We start from the raw sequence: 18,322 nt of genomic DNA on the forward strand, positions 1-18,322 counted from the left end.
TTATGGGCCGCAGCCCTTCGCTCCGGCTATCTTTGCCGGACCACGACGATCAACGCAATGCCCATGCCACGCCTCCTTTGTTTCTTGCTGATTTCAATCGGGAGCCTGACGGGACTATCCGCCCAGCAGTACGGCCACCTCAACTTTGCCAACCTACTGTCCCAGATGCCCGGCACGGAGGCGGCGGAGGCGGAGTTGGCGGCCTACAACCAGCAGCTCGTGGAGCGGGGCGAACAGATGGTGGAAGACCTACGCGCCCGGGTACGGGAAGTGGAATCCCAGATAGAGGATCTTCCACCAGTGCGGGTAGAAGAATTACGCGTCGAACTCAACGGTGAGCGGGAAAAGATCGGACAGTACGAGCAGCAGATGGCGGTGGATCTGGAGACAAAACGCAGGGAACTGCTGGGTCCCCTCATCCAGCAAGCGCGTGACGCCATCGATGCGGTAGCCCGCGAGAACGGCTATCTGCTGGTCTTCGACACCTCACAGTTCAATACCGTCCTGTTCGCCCAGGACAGCGACGATCTGATGGCGTTGGTGAAGGCTAAGTTGGGGATGTAAACCGCTTATAAAACCTGCGGGGCGACCGGTCCAGATGCTGGATCACGTCCTCCGTAAAGACGAAGCCGACGACCGTCCCCCCTTCGTAGATCGCCGCTCCGTACACGTTGGCCTCCACGATACGCTCGGTGAGCAGCAACAGGCTATCGGTGGGCCGGGCCGCGATGAACTCCGCTTCGTAAAACGGTTGTACCCTTTGATCGCGGTGGGCTTCCCGCAGGAGCACCTCCCGCTCGACGAAGCCGCTCAGTTCGTTCCAGTTGCTGTACACCGGCAGTACTTTGGCGTCGGTTTTCGCGAATACCGCCCGGGCCCGCGCTACCCGGTCCGTAGCGTAGATTCGGTCGGAAAGCGGACTGCGCAGCACCTCCTTCATCACCGTACGGGCCAGGCGACGGCGCTGCCATCCCCGGTTGAGCTCGAGGGCGGAAAACGAAATGATGAATAGGGAGCTAAGTCCCAGCACCGGGTCTCCCAGGCTCACGGACAGGGCGACCAACCCGCCGCCGATCACGATTCCCAACAGCGTGGTAATTACCGTAGCGGCGCGTTCACCAATGGGACGCTTGAGTACCGCCCGGAGGATACGGCCTCCGTCCAGCGGATAGGCCGGCAGGAGATTGCCGAGGGCCAGTACGGCATTGACCGCCAGGGTGATCCCCAGGATCTGTTCCAGCGGGGAGGGAACCACGATGAGGTTGCCGAAGGGATTCAGGTAGAACTGGATCAGGTAAGCCCCCCCGGGTTGCAAGAGCAGGAGCGGAAGGGCAAGCAATGCCAGTAAGATATTGGCCAGCGGCCCCGCGAAATAAATCAGGACCTCATCCCGGATTCGTTGCGGCTCCTCCGGAATCAGCGCTCCGCCCCCCAGGGGAAAAAGAATGATCTTCTCCGCTTTTACCCCCCGGCTCCGGGCCGTGAGCGCATGCCCGAGTTCGTGGACCAATACGAAGAGGAACAGCAAGAGCGTAATCCCCGACCACCACTGGACCTGCGACCACCGCAAACCAAATCCAGCTTCGTACGAATACCCTAAAATGGCTGCCGGGACCAGGAGAAAAGACCAGTGCAGTTCCGTAGGAACGCCGAAAATGCGGCCAATACGCCAGGAACGGAACAAACGGAGTAGTTTAAGTGGGTGTGTACGAACGGTTGATGCGCGGCAACAGTAACAGCGCCAGTAATCCAATCAACACGTTACAACCAATATTGATGGAAAAGAACGAGATATTCGCCCAACTAAAGCCGTCCTCACCGGGTACGCCGTACAGTCCCAGGGCACTCTGCGCCATGTAATGATAACTGCCCATACCCCCCGGACTCGGCACCACGATGCCCCACCCCCCCGACACGAAGGTCGTCAGGGCCGCTTCCGGACCCAGCCCCGCCGTAGGACCGAAGGACAGGAACACGAAGTACGTCATGAGGAAGTACATCAGCCAGATGTTGAGGCTATGCAGGATGAACCGTCCCGGCCGCTCGACGGTAGCGATCGTGCGGATTCCCTCCCCGAAGCCCCGCACGATGGTCACCAATTTTCCCCCCAGCCGGGTGGCCATGATGCGCCGGCGTTGGAACCAGGCCAGCGCCAACCCACCAACGGTAAGAATTACCGCGCTCGTCAGCAGCCACTCCAGTCCCGCCAGGCGATCGCTGACGGAAGCGTTCTCGTCCACCCAGGCCCAGATGCGGTCGCCGGCCATCAGGAGCGTCAGTCCGGTGAGGGTGAGCAGGCAGATTACGTCCACCATCCGGTCTACGACCACCGTTCCGACCACCCGCTCTAGTTTGATGCCCTCGTAGCGGGCCATGGCGGCGGGCCGCACGATCTCCCCGAAGCGCGGAAAGCCGAGGTTGGCCAGGTAGCCCAGGTTGATGGTGAGGAAGGCATTGATGAAGCGGGGCGATTTACCCAGCGTCCGCAACAGCATGTTCCAGCGGATGGCGCGACTCACGTTACTGATGCAGAAAGCCACGAGGGTCATTCCCAGCCACCAGAAGTTGGCCCCCCGAAAATCGCGCAATACCTTATCGAGCAGACTGCATTCCTCGCCCGCGATGCCCCGCAGCGCGCAGTCCGCCGCGTACGCCGCCTGCTGGTTGCGGTAAACGAGGTAAAGAATGCCGAAGCCGAGGCCGACGAAGACCAGAAACTTGAGCGCATTAAGGAGCGATTGCGACATGGGCGCGAAGATAGCCCCGGCTTAGGGATGTATGTACGGCGGCCGGTACGTCCGGCTCAGAAGCTCTTCGTAGCCCTCCGTGATCTGCCGGCTTACCGGATCGTACCGCAGCGGGCCCCCGGCCACGAGCGCCAGGTTCCCCAGGATGCAGGAAGCGGTAGAGATCACCCCTTCCTCTATATCGGCTACGGGCCGGCCCCCGTGATCGATTGCCCGCAAAAAGTCGAGCATGTGCGCCCGGGTGGCCGGGGCGGTATGCAGCTCGATGTTTTTCTCGGTCACGTCCTCCGGGAATTCCTCCCGCTCGTACACCGCGTCCACGCGCACCGTCTCTCCCCGCAGGGGGGTAAAGGCATACTTGTGGGGGTCGGCCTTCAGGGTGCCGCGATCTCCGTAGATCGTCATCGCCCACGGAAATTCGGGGTCGGCCGCCTCGCCCCAACTGCGGTGCTGCCACACGCAGTCAAGACCGTCGTAGGCGAAGACTACGTGCTGGGTATCGGTGATGGTTGCATCGGCCTCCCGCTGTACGTAGATGCCCCCGGTGCTGTACACTTCCTGCGGCCAGCCGAGGCCGAGCATCCAGCGCGTCATGTCGAGCATATGTACGCACATATCGCCGACTATGCCATTCCCGTATTCCTGGAAGGCCCGCCAGCGCCGGTGGGGCAGCCCCCTGTAGGGAAGGAGGGGGGCCGGGCCGGTCCACCGGTCGTAATCGAAAAACTCCGGTACCGGCTCCCGTTCCCGCACCGCCGTATCCCGCATGTGGTAGTAACAGCACATCTCCACGTGGGCAATCTTACCTAGCCGGCCCGCCTCCACGACGTCTCGTTTCGCCTCGATCAGGTGGGGGGTGCTGCGCCGCTGCAGACCGATCTGCACGACCCGGCCGTGCTTGCGGGCGGCGTCCAGTACCGCTTCGCACTCCCGGATGTCGACCCCCACGGGCTTCTGTAAATACACGTGGGCCCCGGCCGCCAGGGCGTCAATGGCCGGCAGGGCGTGCCAGTGATCCGGCGTGCCGATGAGCACGATCTCCGGACGCTGTTCGCGCAGCAGTTTTTGGTAATCCCCGTAGAGCTTCGGCCGGGCGGTAGGCTGGCGTTCCCGCAGCAGCCGTTCGGTGCCGGCGAGCATGTGTTCGTCCACGTCACACAGGCCGACCACCTCCACGTCAGCCACCTGAATCAGGCGCATGAGATCGCTTTTCCCGTACCAGCCGCAGCCGATCAACGCGACCTTCCGGGGGGCGGCGGCGGCGCGCGGGAGCGGGGAGAAGGGTAAAGCAAAAAGGGCGGGTGAGGTGTGGAGGAAGGTGCGTCTTTTCATAGCGGGTGCGGCAACTTTAATCGCCCAGGGACAAAATACAAAACCAGTACGAAGCGATTGCCGGGCTTACCGGCCGAAGCGTTCGTCCAGCCACTGACCGATCAAGTCCAGCGCCTCCGGGGCGATCGTCGTTTCAATACTTCCGTACTCGGCAGGCAAACCGGTGGTGGCGGGCTGGAGCAGGTGATTGAGTCCCGGCAAGAGCTGGACGGCCACGTCCCGGTTGCCCGCCCCCCGCAGGGCCGCCGCGATCGCGGCAAGGTTGGCCGGGTCCACCTGCCGGTCGAGCGTACCGTTGACGGCAAGCACGGGTACGGTTACCTGCCGAAGATAACTTGCGGGGTTGATGGTGAAGAAGTAGCGCATCCAGGGAGGAGACAGCGCATCGACGTAGGCCTTGGCGAAGGTTTCCGGGTCCGTGATGCTCCGACGGAGGCTTTCCGGCAGCTCGGGTAGGGCGTTCACCACGGCTCTGCGCAGCCCCTCGGCGAAGGCCGCGGAGTCCAGCTGTCCGTTTTCCTTAGTGAAGGTGTAGGCCAGGCTCAACACGGGCTCGTCGGGCAGCACCGTCCCCGTGATGGCCCGCCGCTGCTCCAGCATCAGGCTGTCGATGGCAAGTCCCGGGGCCGCGAGCAGGATCAGAAAATCCACGTCCGCCGATTCCGCCGCTATCATGGGGCCGACGATTCCGCCTTCGCTGTGGCCCAGGATGCCGGTGGGAAGCTTGCCGATGTCCGGCATACCGCGGAGAAATGCCAGGGCCGCCGCCGCGTCGTCGGCGAAATCCCGCGTGGTAGACCGGGCATAATCGCCCGTACTTTCCGCTACTCCACGTTTGTCGTACCGGAGCACTCCGTACCCGCGGCGGGTCAGGTAGTCGCTGAGCACCAGAAAGGGGCGGTGGTTGATGGGTGGCCCCAGATCTTCATTGCGGTCCTGCGGACCCGAACCCGCGACCAAAAGCAGCAGGGCGCGGGGCGGGCCGGCGGCGGGCAGGGTCAGGGTGCCGGCAATCTCCACCCCGGAAGCCCCACCCGGAAAGGTCACCTCATGGTTGGCGTAGGGAAAATCCGTCGGTTCCTGCGGACGGGCGCCGGAGGCCTCTCCCGTTACGGTGGGGTAGCCCGCCGGTCGGTCGCGGGTAAACACCAGCTCCGTGCCGAACCCTCCCTGTTGAAATCGTCCATCTATACGCGCCTCCGTAAGCTTCCCGGTGAAGGTGATCTGTAGTGGTGCGATCGAAAAACTCAGGCTGTCCTCAGTGACGGCGACGGTGGTAAACGGAATCCTGTTCGGCGACTGCGTAGGACTCAGCAAGCCACCCGCCCAGCCTTCATCGGCCGCGATCAGTTCTACGTTGAGTGGAATCTCCTGGTCGCCGGCCCGGAGTACCGCGTACCAGACGCCGTCGACGGGCGATTGGGCATTCAGGTAGGTAGCTAATAAACTAAACCACAGGAGGGGGGAGTACATACCCCTAAAGTAGCGTGCGCGGACTAATTCTCGAGTACCCGCGTGTCGTAGGTGGCTATGCCTTGCTCCTTTAACCACTCCTGGTGGGCGGCGAGCCGCCGTTTGAAGTCCTCCCACTCCCGCCGTTCCTGGGGCGTCCACCCGACTTCCGCCAGGGCCAGCAGGCGGGGAAAGGTGAGGTAGTCGATATCCTCCAGGCTGCGAATGGTCTCTCCCCACAGCGGGGCCTCGATGCCCATGATGTCACCGTCCGTTAGTCCCGGGGCCAGGGTGGCGGGGTCCCAGAGGTAGGCCGAATCGACCTCGATGAACGCCGCCCAGTGCAGGCCGATGCGGGAGGTGGAGTCGTACTGCATATCCAGGTATGTACGGGTCGCGGGACTCATCAGGACGGGGTTACCGGCTTCCTTGGCCTTCACCGCATACTCGGGGTGGGCCCAGAGTTGCACGACGGTATTTTCGCTCAGGCTGGAGGTGGCGACCTCGTCCCAGCCCATGGGGGTTTTACCGTTTTGCTTGATGATCCGCTGTACTTCGTTGACGAACTTGACGTAATCCTCGTGGTCGGTGGCGTCACTTTCGTCGCCGCCGAGGTGGAAGTAGGGCCCGGGGGTAAGGGCACCGATCTCCCGCACGACGTCGTCGATCATAATATATACCGAATCCTGGTCGGTGTCCAGCGTGCTGAATCCGACCTTGGTACCCGTGTAGGGTTCGGTGGCTTTCCCGTCGGCGTTCAGGATAGGATAGGCGGACAGCGCGGCATTCGTGTGGCCGGGCATATCGATTTCGGGCACGATGGTGATGCCCCGCTGGGTGGCGTACTGCACGATGTCCCTGTACTGCTCCTGGGTGTAATAGCCGCCCGGCGTGCCGTCCACTTCGGATTTGCCGCCGATTTCGGCGAGCTTGGGCCACGACTTGATTTCGATGCGCCAGCCCTGGTCGTCGCTCAGGTGCAGGTGCAGGTGATTGATCTTGTAGGCGGCGATGCGATCGATGACGGCCTTCACCTCATCCACTTCAAAAAAATGGCGGGCCACGTCGAGCATGTAGCCCCGGTAGGCGAATCGGGGCTGGTCCTCGATGCTGCCTTCGGAGATATACACCGCTCCTGCGTCCGCGCCCGAAAAATGCAGCACTTGTTCCAGCGTTTTTACGGCGTTGAGCATCCCGTCGCGGCCGCCGGCCTGTATCTCGATCTCGCCGTTCTCGAAATCAATGCGGTAGGCGTCAGCATCCATATCGGTACGGGTGGAATACTGCAGGGGCAGGATCAATTTTGGCATGCGCTCACTCAGGTAGCGCTGCGCGTCTCCGATGACGGGATTATTGCTGGGGGTGATTTCCCCCTTGAACGTCTTGTAATAGCTGACGTCGTCCCCGTCGGTAATTTCGGCGGGCAACGGAATGAGGGGCAGCTGGGACAGGGCCGGTACCCGGGCGGGCTGGGGTGGAGCATCGGCGGGGCCGCAGGAGCAAAGAATGCAGAGAAAAAGCAGGGTGACCAGGGTGCGCATGCGAAAAATTCTGAGAAAACAAATGTAGTCGTTCGGAGGTGAATATAGATACTGGCCGGACGGGTTCCCGCTCCGCCTCCGAAATCCTCCGTCGCCGCCGCGCTACGCCGGGGCCCGTACACTCATGAAAAATAAAGAAACCCCGACCGCTCCGCGGAATCCCCTTTTCCGTACCTTCGCGGCGACAACCAGGGGTGCTGTCCCGATCCGGGGCGGCTGAGATCAAACCCTTTGATTCATTCAAGGAACCTGCCCGGGTAATGCCGGGAAGGGAAAAACAAGTTCGCATGAAGCGTCTTACGCTGAGCACGTCGTTGGTGCTCCTCCTCCACTTTCTTTCCGCGCAAGTCGTCGATACCGTTTACGAGATCGACCTGCCCATCATGGTCACCGCTACCTCCGCCCGTCAGGAAACGCCGGTGACCTACGTCGACCTGACCAAAAAGGACATCGCCTTGCGCAACGTCGGTCAGGATGCGCCCTACCTACTTAAGTGGACCCCCTCCGTAGTGGTCAACTCCGACGCCGGAACCGGGGTGGGGTACACCGGCATCTGGATCCGGGGAAGCGACCCCACCCGCACCAACATCACCATCAACGGTATCCCCTACAACGACTCCGAAAGTCAGGGGGTGTACTGGGTCAACCTGCCCGATTTCAGCAGTTCCGCCGACCTGATCCAGATCCAACGCGGCGTCGGGACCAGTACCAACGGGGCCGGGGCCTTCGGGGCAAGCATCAACTTCACCACCGGTCGCGGCAACGGTAAGCCCGGACTGAGCCTCGACGGCGGCGTCGGCAGCTTCGGAACCCGGCGGGGCGTGGTCAGCTACCGCGGGAAGACCGACGGGGGCTTTGGCGTGGAAGCGCGGTACTCCAAAATTCACAGCGACGGTTACGTCGACCGCGCCTCGGCGGACCTCGACGGTTACTACGCCGCCGTGTCCAAGACGGTGAAGGACGCCATCTTCAGCTTCGTCGCCTTCGGCGGTCACGAAATCACCTACCAGAGCTGGAACGGCGTGACCCAGGAGGAGATCGATGCCTTCGGTCGTACCTACAACTCCGTCGGCACCGATAAGGAGGGTGAACCCTACGATAACGAGGTCGATAATTACCGCCAGAACCACTACCAACTGCACTACAACCAGGCCCTCAATAACCGGCTTGACCTATCCGTCAGCGGCCACTACACCCGCGGGCTCGGCTACTTCGAGCAGTACAAGGCCGACGAAGACCTCGGCGAATACGGCATTAACGCTACGGTAGCCGAGAGCGACCTGATCCGCCGCCGCTGGCTCGATAACCACTTCTACGGGACGGTCTACAGCCTGCGGTTTCGCCAGGATAAGTGGGACGTCACCTTCGGCGGTGCCGCCAACGAATACCTGGGCGACCATTACGGGGAGGTGATCTGGGCCCGCTATGCCGGCGATTCCGAGATCCGCGACCGCTACTACCAGAACGACGCAAGCAAGTGGGACTTCAATAATTACCTGCGCGCCAACTACGCCGTAACCGACCGCGTCAGCCTGTACGCCGATGCCCAGTTGCGGCGGGTGAATTACGAATTCGTCGGCCTGGACGAGAACACCGCCCTGCTGAACCAGGACGCCAGCCACACCTTCTTCAATCCTAAGGCCGGACTGGTCTACCAGCCCGCCCGCGGCACTCGTGCCTACGCCAGCTTCGGCGTCGCCCAGCGCGAGCCTAACCGCAACGACTTCGTGGACAATCCGGTATCGACCCGACCTACGCCCGAAAAGCTCTACAATACCGAGGTCGGCTTTTCCCGCACCGCCGCCCGCGCCAACTACGGCGTCAATGTTTACCACATGCTGTACCGCGATCAGCTCGTACTCACCGGTAGCCTCAACGACGTCGGCGAATACGTGCGCACCAACGTACCTAACAGCTACCGGCTCGGTCTCGAACTCCAGGCAGGCACGAAACTGACCGATCACCTCACCCTGGGCGGCAACCTCACCCTCAGCCGCAATCGCATCGGTGAGTACACCGAGATCCTCGACGATTACGACGGCAACTTCGAGTACCTCGGCCAGACCCAGATTACCCGGGAGGATGCCCCCCTTAGTTTCAGTCCCGACGTCACCGGTGCCCTGGAAATCGCCTACGACCGCACGGTACGCCGTCACGGGTTCGGGGCGTCGCTCCAAACCAAGTATGTCGGCGACCGCTACGTCGACAACAGCGGGGCCGAGGAAAGCAAGCTCGACGGCTACTACTATACCGATCTGCGCCTTTCCTACCGGCTCGACCAGCGCTACCGCCTGACCTTCCTGCTCCGCAATCTGACCGATCAGCTCTACAGCAGCAACGGCTGGAGCTACCGCTACCGCTTCGACGGGGCACCGACGACGCTACGGGGCATGTATCCCCAGGCGGGGCGGAATTTCATGCTGAGTCTGGGCGTGGATCTGTAGGCAACAACGGTAATTTTCCGGGGAGCAAAGAAATTTTCCTTAATGTGAAGGGATACCCTTACATTATGCCGGTTATAACGTGTATCTAGTAGTGACCGGCGACCGCTAGTGGCCGTACACCCCCACGACATCCATTTCTTTCTCCGATGCTTCACCCTCCAGCGGGAGCCGGCCGGTCCGGTGCCCGTCAGGGTAGGGGGGAAGTGTGCAAATTACCGTAAGCAATGCGCATATTTCTTTTGCTGCCCCTGGCGGCCGGGATGAGTTGTGCCCTGGCGGCACAGGACCTCACCCCTCAGGTGCTCGCCACGGGCGGCGGTACCGGCCGAACGTCCGGACTTATTCTGGACTGGACCCTCGGACAACTGGTCACCCACACCGTCGATCTTCCCGCGGGAATCCTGACCCAGGGCTTTCACCAACCCGACTTGCTGATCGTGGAAGCGAATCCTTCCGCATTGGAGGCAGGACCCCGCGTCAGCGTTTTTCCGAACCCCGTGTCCGCGGAACTGAACGTTCGCGCGTCCGGCTTTGCCGCGGAGGAGTATACCGTCCTGCAGTTGCTCGATGTGAGGGGCCGAATGGTGCTGGAGCGCCGGCACGTCCATCTGCTCGACGGGCTGAAACTGGACTTCGCCCACCTGCCGGCGAGTACCTACACGCTGCGCGTGGCCCGAGCCAGCGGCGAATTACCACAAACCTTCACCGTTACGAAAATCAGATAGCCATGAACAGGTTACTTTCTACCATTTCCCTCTTTCTCCTGACCTTCACCCTCCTGATGGCCCAGGGCGTACCGTCGGGTATGCAGTATCAGGCCGTTGCCCGTGATCTGGCGACCCGGGTAATGCCCGATACCGACATCGAACTTCAGGTCAATCTACTCGCCAACGGCCAGTCCGACCAGGTGGTATACGCGGAGCGCCACCTCGTACGAACCAACACCCTCGGGCTATTCACCCTCACCATCGGAGAAGGAGAATCCACCCGGGGAACCTTTGCTGAAGTGCCGTGGGCGAGCCGGGAGGTCTGGATGGAGATCAAGATCCGGGAGCAGGGCGGCGATTTCGTTACCGTAAGCAACAGTAAGATGCTGTCGGTGCCCTATGCCTTTCACGCCGCTACGGCCGGCGACCTGGTCGGCCGGGATCGCCTCAGCGCGAAAGCAAAGAACGGGGTGCCGGCCCAGGTCTGGTCGCTGTTCGGTAACCGCGCTTCCGACCCCGGCATCGACAAACTGGGGACGACCGACTGCGGGGATCTCGTGATCGTTACCGACGATCAGGAACGTATCCGAATCCTCTGTACCGGAGAGGTGAAAATAGACTCCGACCTCGACGTCGGCAACGACCTGACCGTCCAGAACAATGCGGAATTCAATATTTCCGGCGGGCAAACGACGGTACACGGTGACCTGTCGGTAATCAACGGTAGCACGACCAACTTGACCGGTCCGCTCAACGTGGACGGCGTCACGAACCTCAACAATACGGTAAACGTCAATCAGGGCAGCACGACCAATCTGTCGGGTCCGCTTAACGTGGACGGTCCTACGAACCTCGAGAACGTACTGAACGTCAACAACGGCAGCGTGACGAATCTGTCGGGTCCGCTCAACGTGGACGGCACCACGAATCTGAACAACGTGCTGAACGTCACTAATGCCAGCACGACTAACCTCTCCGGAGCGCTGAACGTAACCGGCGTAACCCAGCTCGGCAGCACCTTCAACGTCAACAACGGCAGCGCCTCCCTGCTGTCCGGCCCCCTCACCGTCAGTGGCCCCAGCCTCATCGGTAACACGCTTAACGTAGCAGACTGCATCAGCTCGGGTAGCCCCGGGGAAGCTCGGTTCCGCTTCTGTCCCGATATCGTGAATGGTCTGGAGGGCAGCTTTTCCAACTACCCCATGCAGCTTTCCGGAGCCAGTCAGGGAATGGCGATCCAGGTAAACAACTGGGCGCCGATCAACAATTTTATGGCCTTCTTTGCCGGCAACCAGATGCGGGGGCGGATAGAGGGGAATACGGGCTTTATCGTGCAGGAATTCAAGGATACCTCGAAGGATCTGCTGGATTACAACCCCGACGAGGCCTCCGGGAGCGAGGATGTCGGGGCCACGGGAGATACACTGACCTACGACCGCTCCCAGGCCGCCCGGGAAGCGGGTGAAAATGATGTACCGGAAACACAGAAAAACCTCGGCTCCCAGGTTAATACCAAGGAAGTGGTCGACCTAGTCATCATTTCCCTGAAGTTCATCATCTCTGTCATTAAGATAGCTACCAGCATTGCCAGCATACCCTTCGACCCGGTTGACATCTTCGAGGCGGCACTGGATGGGGTGATGGCCGCCGTGGACCTGGGCGTTTTCCTGGGGTTCACCATCACTAATGTCGGGGTAGCCTACCAGTCGGGGAGTGGGGATTACGCCGAATGGCTCAAGAAGTACGACAGCGAGGAGCACATGCAGTACGGCGAGGTGGTCGGCATGATCGGGGGCAACATCTCGAAATCCTTCACCCAGGCGGATAAGTTCATGGTGGTTTCCGCCGCGCCTGCCGTTGTCGGGGCTATGCCACCCACCGCGGAGGAGGAAGCCCTGTACGAGAAGATCGCCTTTATCGGTCAGGTCCCCGTCAGGGTGCAGGGTATGGTGGAAGTAGGAGATTACCTCCTGCCTTCCGGCAAGGGCGACGGCCTGGCCATCGCCGTGGGACGTAGCAGTATGATGGCCATGGACTACATCCGCATCATCGGGGTAGCCTGGCAGGCCTCGGATCCCACCAAGCGCCGGGAAGCCTACCAGATGATCACCTGTGCCGTCGGCATCAATCAAAACGACATGGCAGCCATGATCGAACAAATGCAGAACGTGATGAACACCATGCAGGAATCTCTGGCCCGACTGGACCCCGACTATGACGTGTACGCCTTCCGGACAAACGGTACCCAGCCCGTCCAGGCCAAGCCTTACACCGTTTCCCCGACCAGCCGGGAGCAGGTCGTCGGGTACTTTCAGGACAAGCAGTACAACAGTCGCGAGGAACTCGGTCAGCTGGTGGTGAACGCGCTGGAGGAACAGGCCGATCTGGACATGTCAAAGTATCCGGTTGTAGAACGAATGCTACTCGATCCCGCCTACGCCGATCAGGCTCAGGCGCACTACACGGCATTGCTGAGCACCTACACCGACTGGCTATACGACCTGAGGGCTAAGGGACTCGGTAACTGATCGGGCGATCGTCTTCGTGGAGCGCCCCTTCCCGGTCGGGGAGGGGCGCTTTTGCGGCTATTCTAACGGTTTATTAAGCATACCTTTTTGCATTTTCGCGTTGTAAAGGGGATTAAACCGGACGACACGTGAAAAACTTTTTGCTTTCCTTCCTCATCGTAGTGGCCGCCTTCGCCGCGGGGCGCTACCTGTTTCCCGCAGAGGAAGTCACCCCGACGATGATCGATGTAGTCTCCCGTTCCCCGGCCCCCAACCGGGCTAATGATGCGGAGAAAAGTCTGGTCACGTCATCTGAAACCAGCTATACGCCCGAAGAAGAGCGCACCATCCGGCTCTTCGAACGGGCTTCCCCCTCCGTGTGCTTCATCACCACGAAGGCGATGCGCCGCTCGTTTTGGAGTTACGGGGAGGTGGAAAGCGGATCCGGATCGGGCTTTACGTGGGACCGGGAGGGGCATATCATCACCAATTTCCACGTCATCAATGGCGCGAACACCAGTTCCATTGCCGTAACCCTGAGCAACGGAAAGACCTACAACGCCCGGGTCGTCGGCTTCGAGAAGGAGAAGGACCTGGCCGTACTGAAGATCGACGCTCCCGCCCGGGAATTGCAACCCATCGACGTGGGCAGCAGTCAGAATATCCGGGTGGGCCAGTCGGTCTACGCCATCGGCAACCCCTTCGGCCTGGATCAGACCCTCACGACCGGGGTTGTTTCCGCGCTCGACCGGGAGATCCGGAGCCAGGCCGGCGTACCGATCAAGGGGGCCATCCAGACGGATGCGGCCATCAACCCGGGTAATTCCGGTGGGCCGCTGCTCGACAGTAATGGTCAGCTGATCGGCGTGAATACTTCCATTTACAGTCCTTCGGGCGCCTCGGCGGGTATCGGCTTTTCCATTCCGGTCGACGTGGTTCGCTACGTGGTCAATGACGTGATTCGCTACGGGGAAGTACGCCGGCCGGTGCTGGGAGCGGATCTGCGGCAGGTCGCGCGTATGGAAGGCCTCATCGTCGTGACCGTCGACGAAGGGGGCGGGGCCGCGGGAGCCGGCCTGCGTGGACTCAGCCGTGATGCCCGGGGAAGCCTTATCCTCGGTGATGTACTAGTGGGCATCAACGGCAATCCCATCAGGAGCAATTCCGACCTTTACCTCGAACTCGAAAAGTATCAGCCGGGCCAGGTCGTGAAACTCAACATCGTGCGGGGCGATCGGCGCGCTTCCCTGGATGCTCGTTTGGGCAGTTCGGTGGATAATTAGTTTGTAGCGACGGCTTCCATGTAGCGACGGCTTGAGCCGTCATGCTGACCGTGTAGCGACGGCTCAAGCCATCGTGCTGCGCCGTGGTGAACGACCACTCATCAAGCTCCTCATGGTTAAATGATCGAAATAGTACCTCGCACTCCCGCTGCGCGCAAGTCATACAGCGGGACGACTAAAGTCGTCGCTACACGTGCACTAGTGTAGCGACGGCTTGAGCCGTCATGCTGCGCTGTTGTGGACGCTCATCTGTCAAGCTCCGCATAGTCACTGATCGAAGTAGTACCTCGCACACCCGCTGCGCGCATATCATACAGCCGGACGACTAAAGTCGTCGCTACACGTGCGCCAGTGTAGCGACGGCTTGAGCCGTCATGCTGCAATCGGTCGATAATTAGTTTGTAGCGACGGCTCACCGTGTAGCGACGGCTTGAGCCGTCATGCTGCACCGTTACAACAGCTCCATCGTCAGGCTTCATATAGTAAGCTCATTGAAGCGATATCTACACACTCCCGCTGCGCGCAGGCCATACAGCGGGACGACTAAAGTCGTCGCTACACGTGCATACAGCCGGACGACTAAATTCGTCGCCACACTATTTAACGATCTTGAAGGTCACTAAGTCGGTGCCCGGCTCCCGCAGCACGAGGAAGTACACCCCGGCGGGCAGCCCCACGGTACTGATGGTGCCGGCAAGCGGGGTTACCACGCCGCGGTACAGTATTTGGCCCCCCGGATTGGTGATCAGGTACTCACCCCGCCGCTCGAGGTTCACGAATGTATAGGAGCTTTCGCTGCTGCGCCGCAACTGCACGGGGGTGGGGATGTCCGAATGATTATCTAGGGTACTGACGAGCCGGCCCAGGGCCAGACCTACCACTATAGGATCGTGATCGCTGAAGCGGTAATAGTCAGCGGCGTAGAGCAGGTCGCCGCCGTCCTCGGTATTGTAATCGACGATCTCCGGTTCGGGGGCATTGACGGTCCAGGCAGTAGCTCCGGTAATTTGTTGCGCCAGGGTGGGGCTGGCCAGGGCGTAGTCGAGACTGCCCCACTGCCCCCGGAAGACGTACGAGGGAGGGCCACCCCCACAGGGGAACCTGTCGTCAAACAACGTCTTGGTGTTGACGTACCCCGCCGCACGGAAAACTTCCATAGGTTCCTCCGTCCGGTAACTGTTCAGGTCGCCGATAACGAGCACGTCGGGGTCCGTTACGCCCGTAGGGTCGGTTGCGAGCCACGCGCCGATGGCCCGGGCGGCGGCGGCCCTCGTACCGTTGCAGTTGCCGGCGCCGCCGGTATCGTCGTCACCCTCGCCGCAACCGCCGCCCTTGCTCTTCAGGTGGTTGACGCAGACGGTTACTTCCTCCCCGTAACCGGGACTGTTTTCGTCCGTCATGCGAAAGGTCTGCGCCAGGGGGACCCGGTTCGTGCGGGGACCTACGAAGACGGATGCCGGCGTATCCAGAGCGGCGGCCGTCCCCGATTCCTCCACCCGGTCGCTCCGGTAGACCAGGGCGACCATGATCTGATCGCCTCCCGGGTTAGGGGAGACCACAAAGTCGTACGGATGGCCACACGCCGCGGTGAGCGCGGTCACCAAGCGGCCCAGGGTCACGTTATCATTGTTTTCGATCTCGATGAGCCCGATGATGTCGGCGTTCAGCGCACAGAGGGCAGCCACGATCTTGGCCTCCTGCCGCAGAAATTCCTCCTCCGTATCCGCTCCCCGGCTATTCAGGGTAGTGAAGTAATTCAGGACGTTGGCACTTACGACGCGCAGGTCTCCCCCCACGTTCGGCGCCCCGTCGGGCCGTTCGTTGCCGCTCAGTACGACGCCCGCCGTTTCGGTGGGTTGAATCCGGAACCGGTCGAATCCGTAGCCGAGTACGCCGGTCAGGCCACTGATGGTCTGTCCGGCCCGGATGCCCGCCGTCGCCGTGAGGGTATCTCCGGTCGGGAGCCGGATCGGGCGCAGGTTAGTCCCTCCGCGCCCGTCGTCGATGACAAGCACGTCGTCCTGCTGCTCGGCCAGGTAGGTGGCCAGGCCTTCCGCATCGGGAGCGTTGCACTCGGTAAACTGCACGAGACGTTCTCCGGAGGTAACTTCAATTTCTCCGAAGCGTTCCAGACCGTTTACGCTGGTGATCACCACATTGGTGGGCGATACCCGCATGCCTTCCAGGGCTTCCAGAGCGCTCGGGGTCCGGGGGAGGGAAAGCGTAGCGGAAGTGGGCATACCCTGGGCCGTCGCTTCAATGACAATGCTGGCTCCTGCGTCCCCGCCCCTTAATTGCGTCTGTCCGAAGTACTCTTCCACCGTGGCGGTGACCGTAACGAGGTCACCCGGATTCACGTCCGGACGACTGGCAAAAACAAAGATGCCCTCCGAAGTGAGGGAGTCGTCGTCCGCATCCGCGTCCTCCTCCTGCACGTAAAACCCGCCGAGTCCCTCCTGAAAGTCACCCGTTACAATACCCTGTACGGTTACGGTGTTACCCACCAGCGGACTCACGTCGCCGTTGCCCTGAATGCGGTGGATGCCGACCGTGGCGGCACCTAAATCGTCATCAAACACCGACAGGCTGGCCGTTGCTCCGCTGGCGTAGTCGGGATTAGAAACCCCCGTTACGGTAATTTCGATACTTTCGGTGCCTTCGAGCAGTTCGTCGTCGATCACTACCAATTCGACCGTTGCCGATGGGGACCCGCTGGCTACCGTCACCCACCCGGCTGCCGCATCCGTATAGTCCGTACCCGCTACCGCGCTTCCCCCCAGGGTGTACGTTACCGTGACCGCTGATGTCGCCGGTTGGGAAAGCGTAATTGTAAATCCACCGTCGGTGCCCGGTTCGGCCAGATTGCTGAAAGCGGTGAGGTCGACGGAGGGTCCGGCCGTCCCCGCCCGGTAGGTGCCGAAGGGAACCAGGGCGCCAATTTCGGGGAGGGTTTTTCCGTCCAGCACATCGTTCCCGGGAATGGTCCAGTTGGCAGCCACCCAGCCGCCGTCGGGTCCGGTACCGTCCCTGCGGTAGAGGTAACTGTCTGCGTATATGTCCGTCTCGTCACCTATATCCCCGCCGACCTGGTCGACGATACTGCCACTACGGAATAGCGCGAAAGCGTCATTGCCGTTACCGGATACCGTTCCGGAGGCGATAATGTTGGTAAAATCGCCGGTCGTACCGAAGGCGGCGGCAAATTCGTCGGTGCCGTTGACCACATACACGAAGGCATCGGTATAGGTGCCGCTCAGGGCAATGTTGGTGGGGGTAGTGCCCGCGTTAGCGTACCGTCCGATGACGTAGTCGCTCAGGTCAACGGTACCGCTGACGTAAAGCTCAATGACCCGGGGCTTGGCGCCGGGGGCGGTACCGTCCAGCAGGCCGGTGATGATCACGCGATCCTGGGCTCCGACGATCGTACCGCAGAGCAGGAATAGGAGGAACAGTCGGTAGTGCACGGGACCGGGGGCTTGGGTGGACGGCGAAGGTACGCCCTCCCCGGTAACCGACTGCGGTCAGTTAATGGCGTAGGGCATGCGTTTACTGGCGTTACGCATAAGGTCTTCGATGAGATCCTCGGGTTTGTTGAACACGCCGCCGCTGGCTTCCCAGTCGTAGTTCCAGATCATTCCGGCCTCGGCGTCGTGGATGTCCATATTCACCGTTGTGGCGTTCGTGGGACCGGATATACCGGCCAGAACACCCAGGGCGATGGCGGCTCCCTGGCTCATGGGTTTGCTGGTATTGAAGCGAGTGGTGATCACGGCATCCACGCCCAGCGCCCGGGCAATTTCTCCCGGAGTCATTGAACGGTCATCGAGGTGATAGCCGGCCCGGGCCAGTTTAGCATTGGTGGTTTCGGGATCCATGATTTCCAGGCCGCGGATCTTGCCCTGAGATTTCCGGCGCAGCATCCAGCTGTAAATCTCCCGTTGGAAGGTGTAAGTATCCTCACGGGCGGCCGCGGCCAGTTGTTCCGGATCGTCTTTGGGGCGGCCCTTGATGGCCACCGTCGGCGGCACGATGGCGATGATCTGGTGTTGCCGGGTCGCGTCGGCCATGTTCGGAGCTTCGTAAATCTTGGGGCCGCACGAAGCGATCGAGAGGATGCCGACCGACAGGAAAACGAGGAGTGCTTTCATGGATGATGTGGTTAGTACCATCACTGAAGTTACGGGCAATCCTCCCAAGATTTTCGCGTGTTGTCACAAATATTTTCGCGGGTGCACGCAGGAGCAAAAACAGAAAATTTTCCCTTCCCCGTAGATTGGAAAAAGGTATAACGGGGCCACCGATCATCCCG

The 18,322-nt window shown here is 61.1% G+C and carries 12 protein-coding genes; 5 read left to right on the forward strand and 7 right to left on the reverse strand.

Annotated elements, in window-relative coordinates; translation table 11 throughout:
• The first annotated feature begins 63 nt into the window (after positions 1-63).
• A complete protein-coding gene (locus NMA52_RS10805) occupies positions 64-564 on the forward strand; it encodes an OmpH family outer membrane protein (RefSeq protein WP_254827677.1) in 501 nt (166 codons plus the stop codon).
• Here NMA52_RS10805 and NMA52_RS10810 read toward each other — a convergent pair.
• The 5 genes from NMA52_RS10810 to NMA52_RS10830 form a co-directional block, all read right to left on the reverse strand.
• Complete coding sequence (locus tag NMA52_RS10810) at positions 548-1,684, reverse strand: M50 family metallopeptidase (protein ID WP_254827678.1); 1,137 nt, start codon at positions 1,682-1,684, stop codon at positions 548-550. The two genes, NMA52_RS10805 and NMA52_RS10810, sit on opposite strands and share 17 nt — an antisense overlap.
• A 10-nt stretch (positions 1,685-1,694) precedes the next feature.
• Positions 1,695-2,747, reverse strand: a complete 1,053-nt coding sequence (locus NMA52_RS10815; RefSeq protein WP_254827679.1) for a lysylphosphatidylglycerol synthase transmembrane domain-containing protein — start codon at positions 2,745-2,747, stop codon at positions 1,695-1,697.
• A gap of 21 nt (positions 2,748-2,768) precedes the next feature.
• The gene (locus NMA52_RS10820; protein WP_254827680.1) at positions 2,769-4,079 is read right to left on the reverse strand and encodes a Gfo/Idh/MocA family protein; all 1,311 of its coding nucleotides are present in this window, start codon (positions 4,077-4,079) and stop codon (positions 2,769-2,771) included.
• Positions 4,080-4,145: 66 nt separating this feature from the next.
• On the reverse strand, positions 4,146-5,552 hold the full coding sequence (locus NMA52_RS10825) for a S9 family peptidase (protein ID WP_254827681.1): 1,407 nt from the start codon (positions 5,550-5,552) through the stop codon (positions 4,146-4,148).
• 23 nt (positions 5,553-5,575) lie between these two features.
• A complete protein-coding gene (locus tag NMA52_RS10830; protein WP_254827682.1) occupies positions 5,576-7,072 on the reverse strand; it encodes a family 20 glycosylhydrolase in 1,497 nt (498 codons plus the stop codon).
• A 287-nt stretch (positions 7,073-7,359) separates the two neighbouring features.
• Here NMA52_RS10830 and NMA52_RS10835 point away from each other — a divergent pair, with 287 nt between their 5' ends.
• From NMA52_RS10835 to NMA52_RS10850, 4 genes are all read left to right on the forward strand, one after another.
• Positions 7,360-9,516 carry a TonB-dependent receptor gene (locus NMA52_RS10835; protein WP_254827683.1) on the forward strand — a complete coding sequence of 719 codons (2,157 nt, stop codon included), beginning with the start codon at positions 7,360-7,362 and terminating at the stop codon, positions 9,514-9,516.
• Between the two features lie 224 nt (positions 9,517-9,740).
• Positions 9,741-10,241, forward strand: coding sequence for a T9SS type A sorting domain-containing protein (locus tag NMA52_RS10840; RefSeq protein ID WP_254827684.1), 501 nt, complete (start codon positions 9,741-9,743; stop codon positions 10,239-10,241).
• Positions 10,242-10,243: 2 nt separating this feature from the next.
• Positions 10,244-12,751: a hypothetical protein gene (locus tag NMA52_RS10845; protein ID WP_254827685.1), complete on the forward strand. Its 2,508-nt coding sequence runs from the start codon at positions 10,244-10,246 to the stop codon at positions 12,749-12,751.
• 128 nt (positions 12,752-12,879) lie between these two features.
• Complete coding sequence (locus tag NMA52_RS10850) at positions 12,880-14,013, forward strand: trypsin-like peptidase domain-containing protein (RefSeq protein WP_254827686.1); 1,134 nt, start codon at positions 12,880-12,882, stop codon at positions 14,011-14,013.
• A 596-nt stretch (positions 14,014-14,609) separates the two neighbouring features.
• Here NMA52_RS10850 and NMA52_RS10855 read toward each other — a convergent pair.
• Both NMA52_RS10855 and NMA52_RS10860 read right to left on the reverse strand, forming a co-directional pair.
• Entirely contained in the window at positions 14,610-17,477 is a 2,868-nt protein-coding gene (locus NMA52_RS10855; protein ID WP_254827687.1) for an ExeM/NucH family extracellular endonuclease, read from the reverse strand.
• A 57-nt stretch (positions 17,478-17,534) separates the two neighbouring features.
• The gene (locus tag NMA52_RS10860; RefSeq protein WP_254827688.1) at positions 17,535-18,161 is read right to left on the reverse strand and encodes a hypothetical protein; all 627 of its coding nucleotides are present in this window, start codon (positions 18,159-18,161) and stop codon (positions 17,535-17,537) included.
• Positions 18,162-18,322: the final 161 nt, after the last annotated feature.

The organism is Lewinella sp. JB7 (assembly GCF_024297185.1).
GTDB lineage: Bacteria > Bacteroidota > Bacteroidia > Chitinophagales > Saprospiraceae > Neolewinella.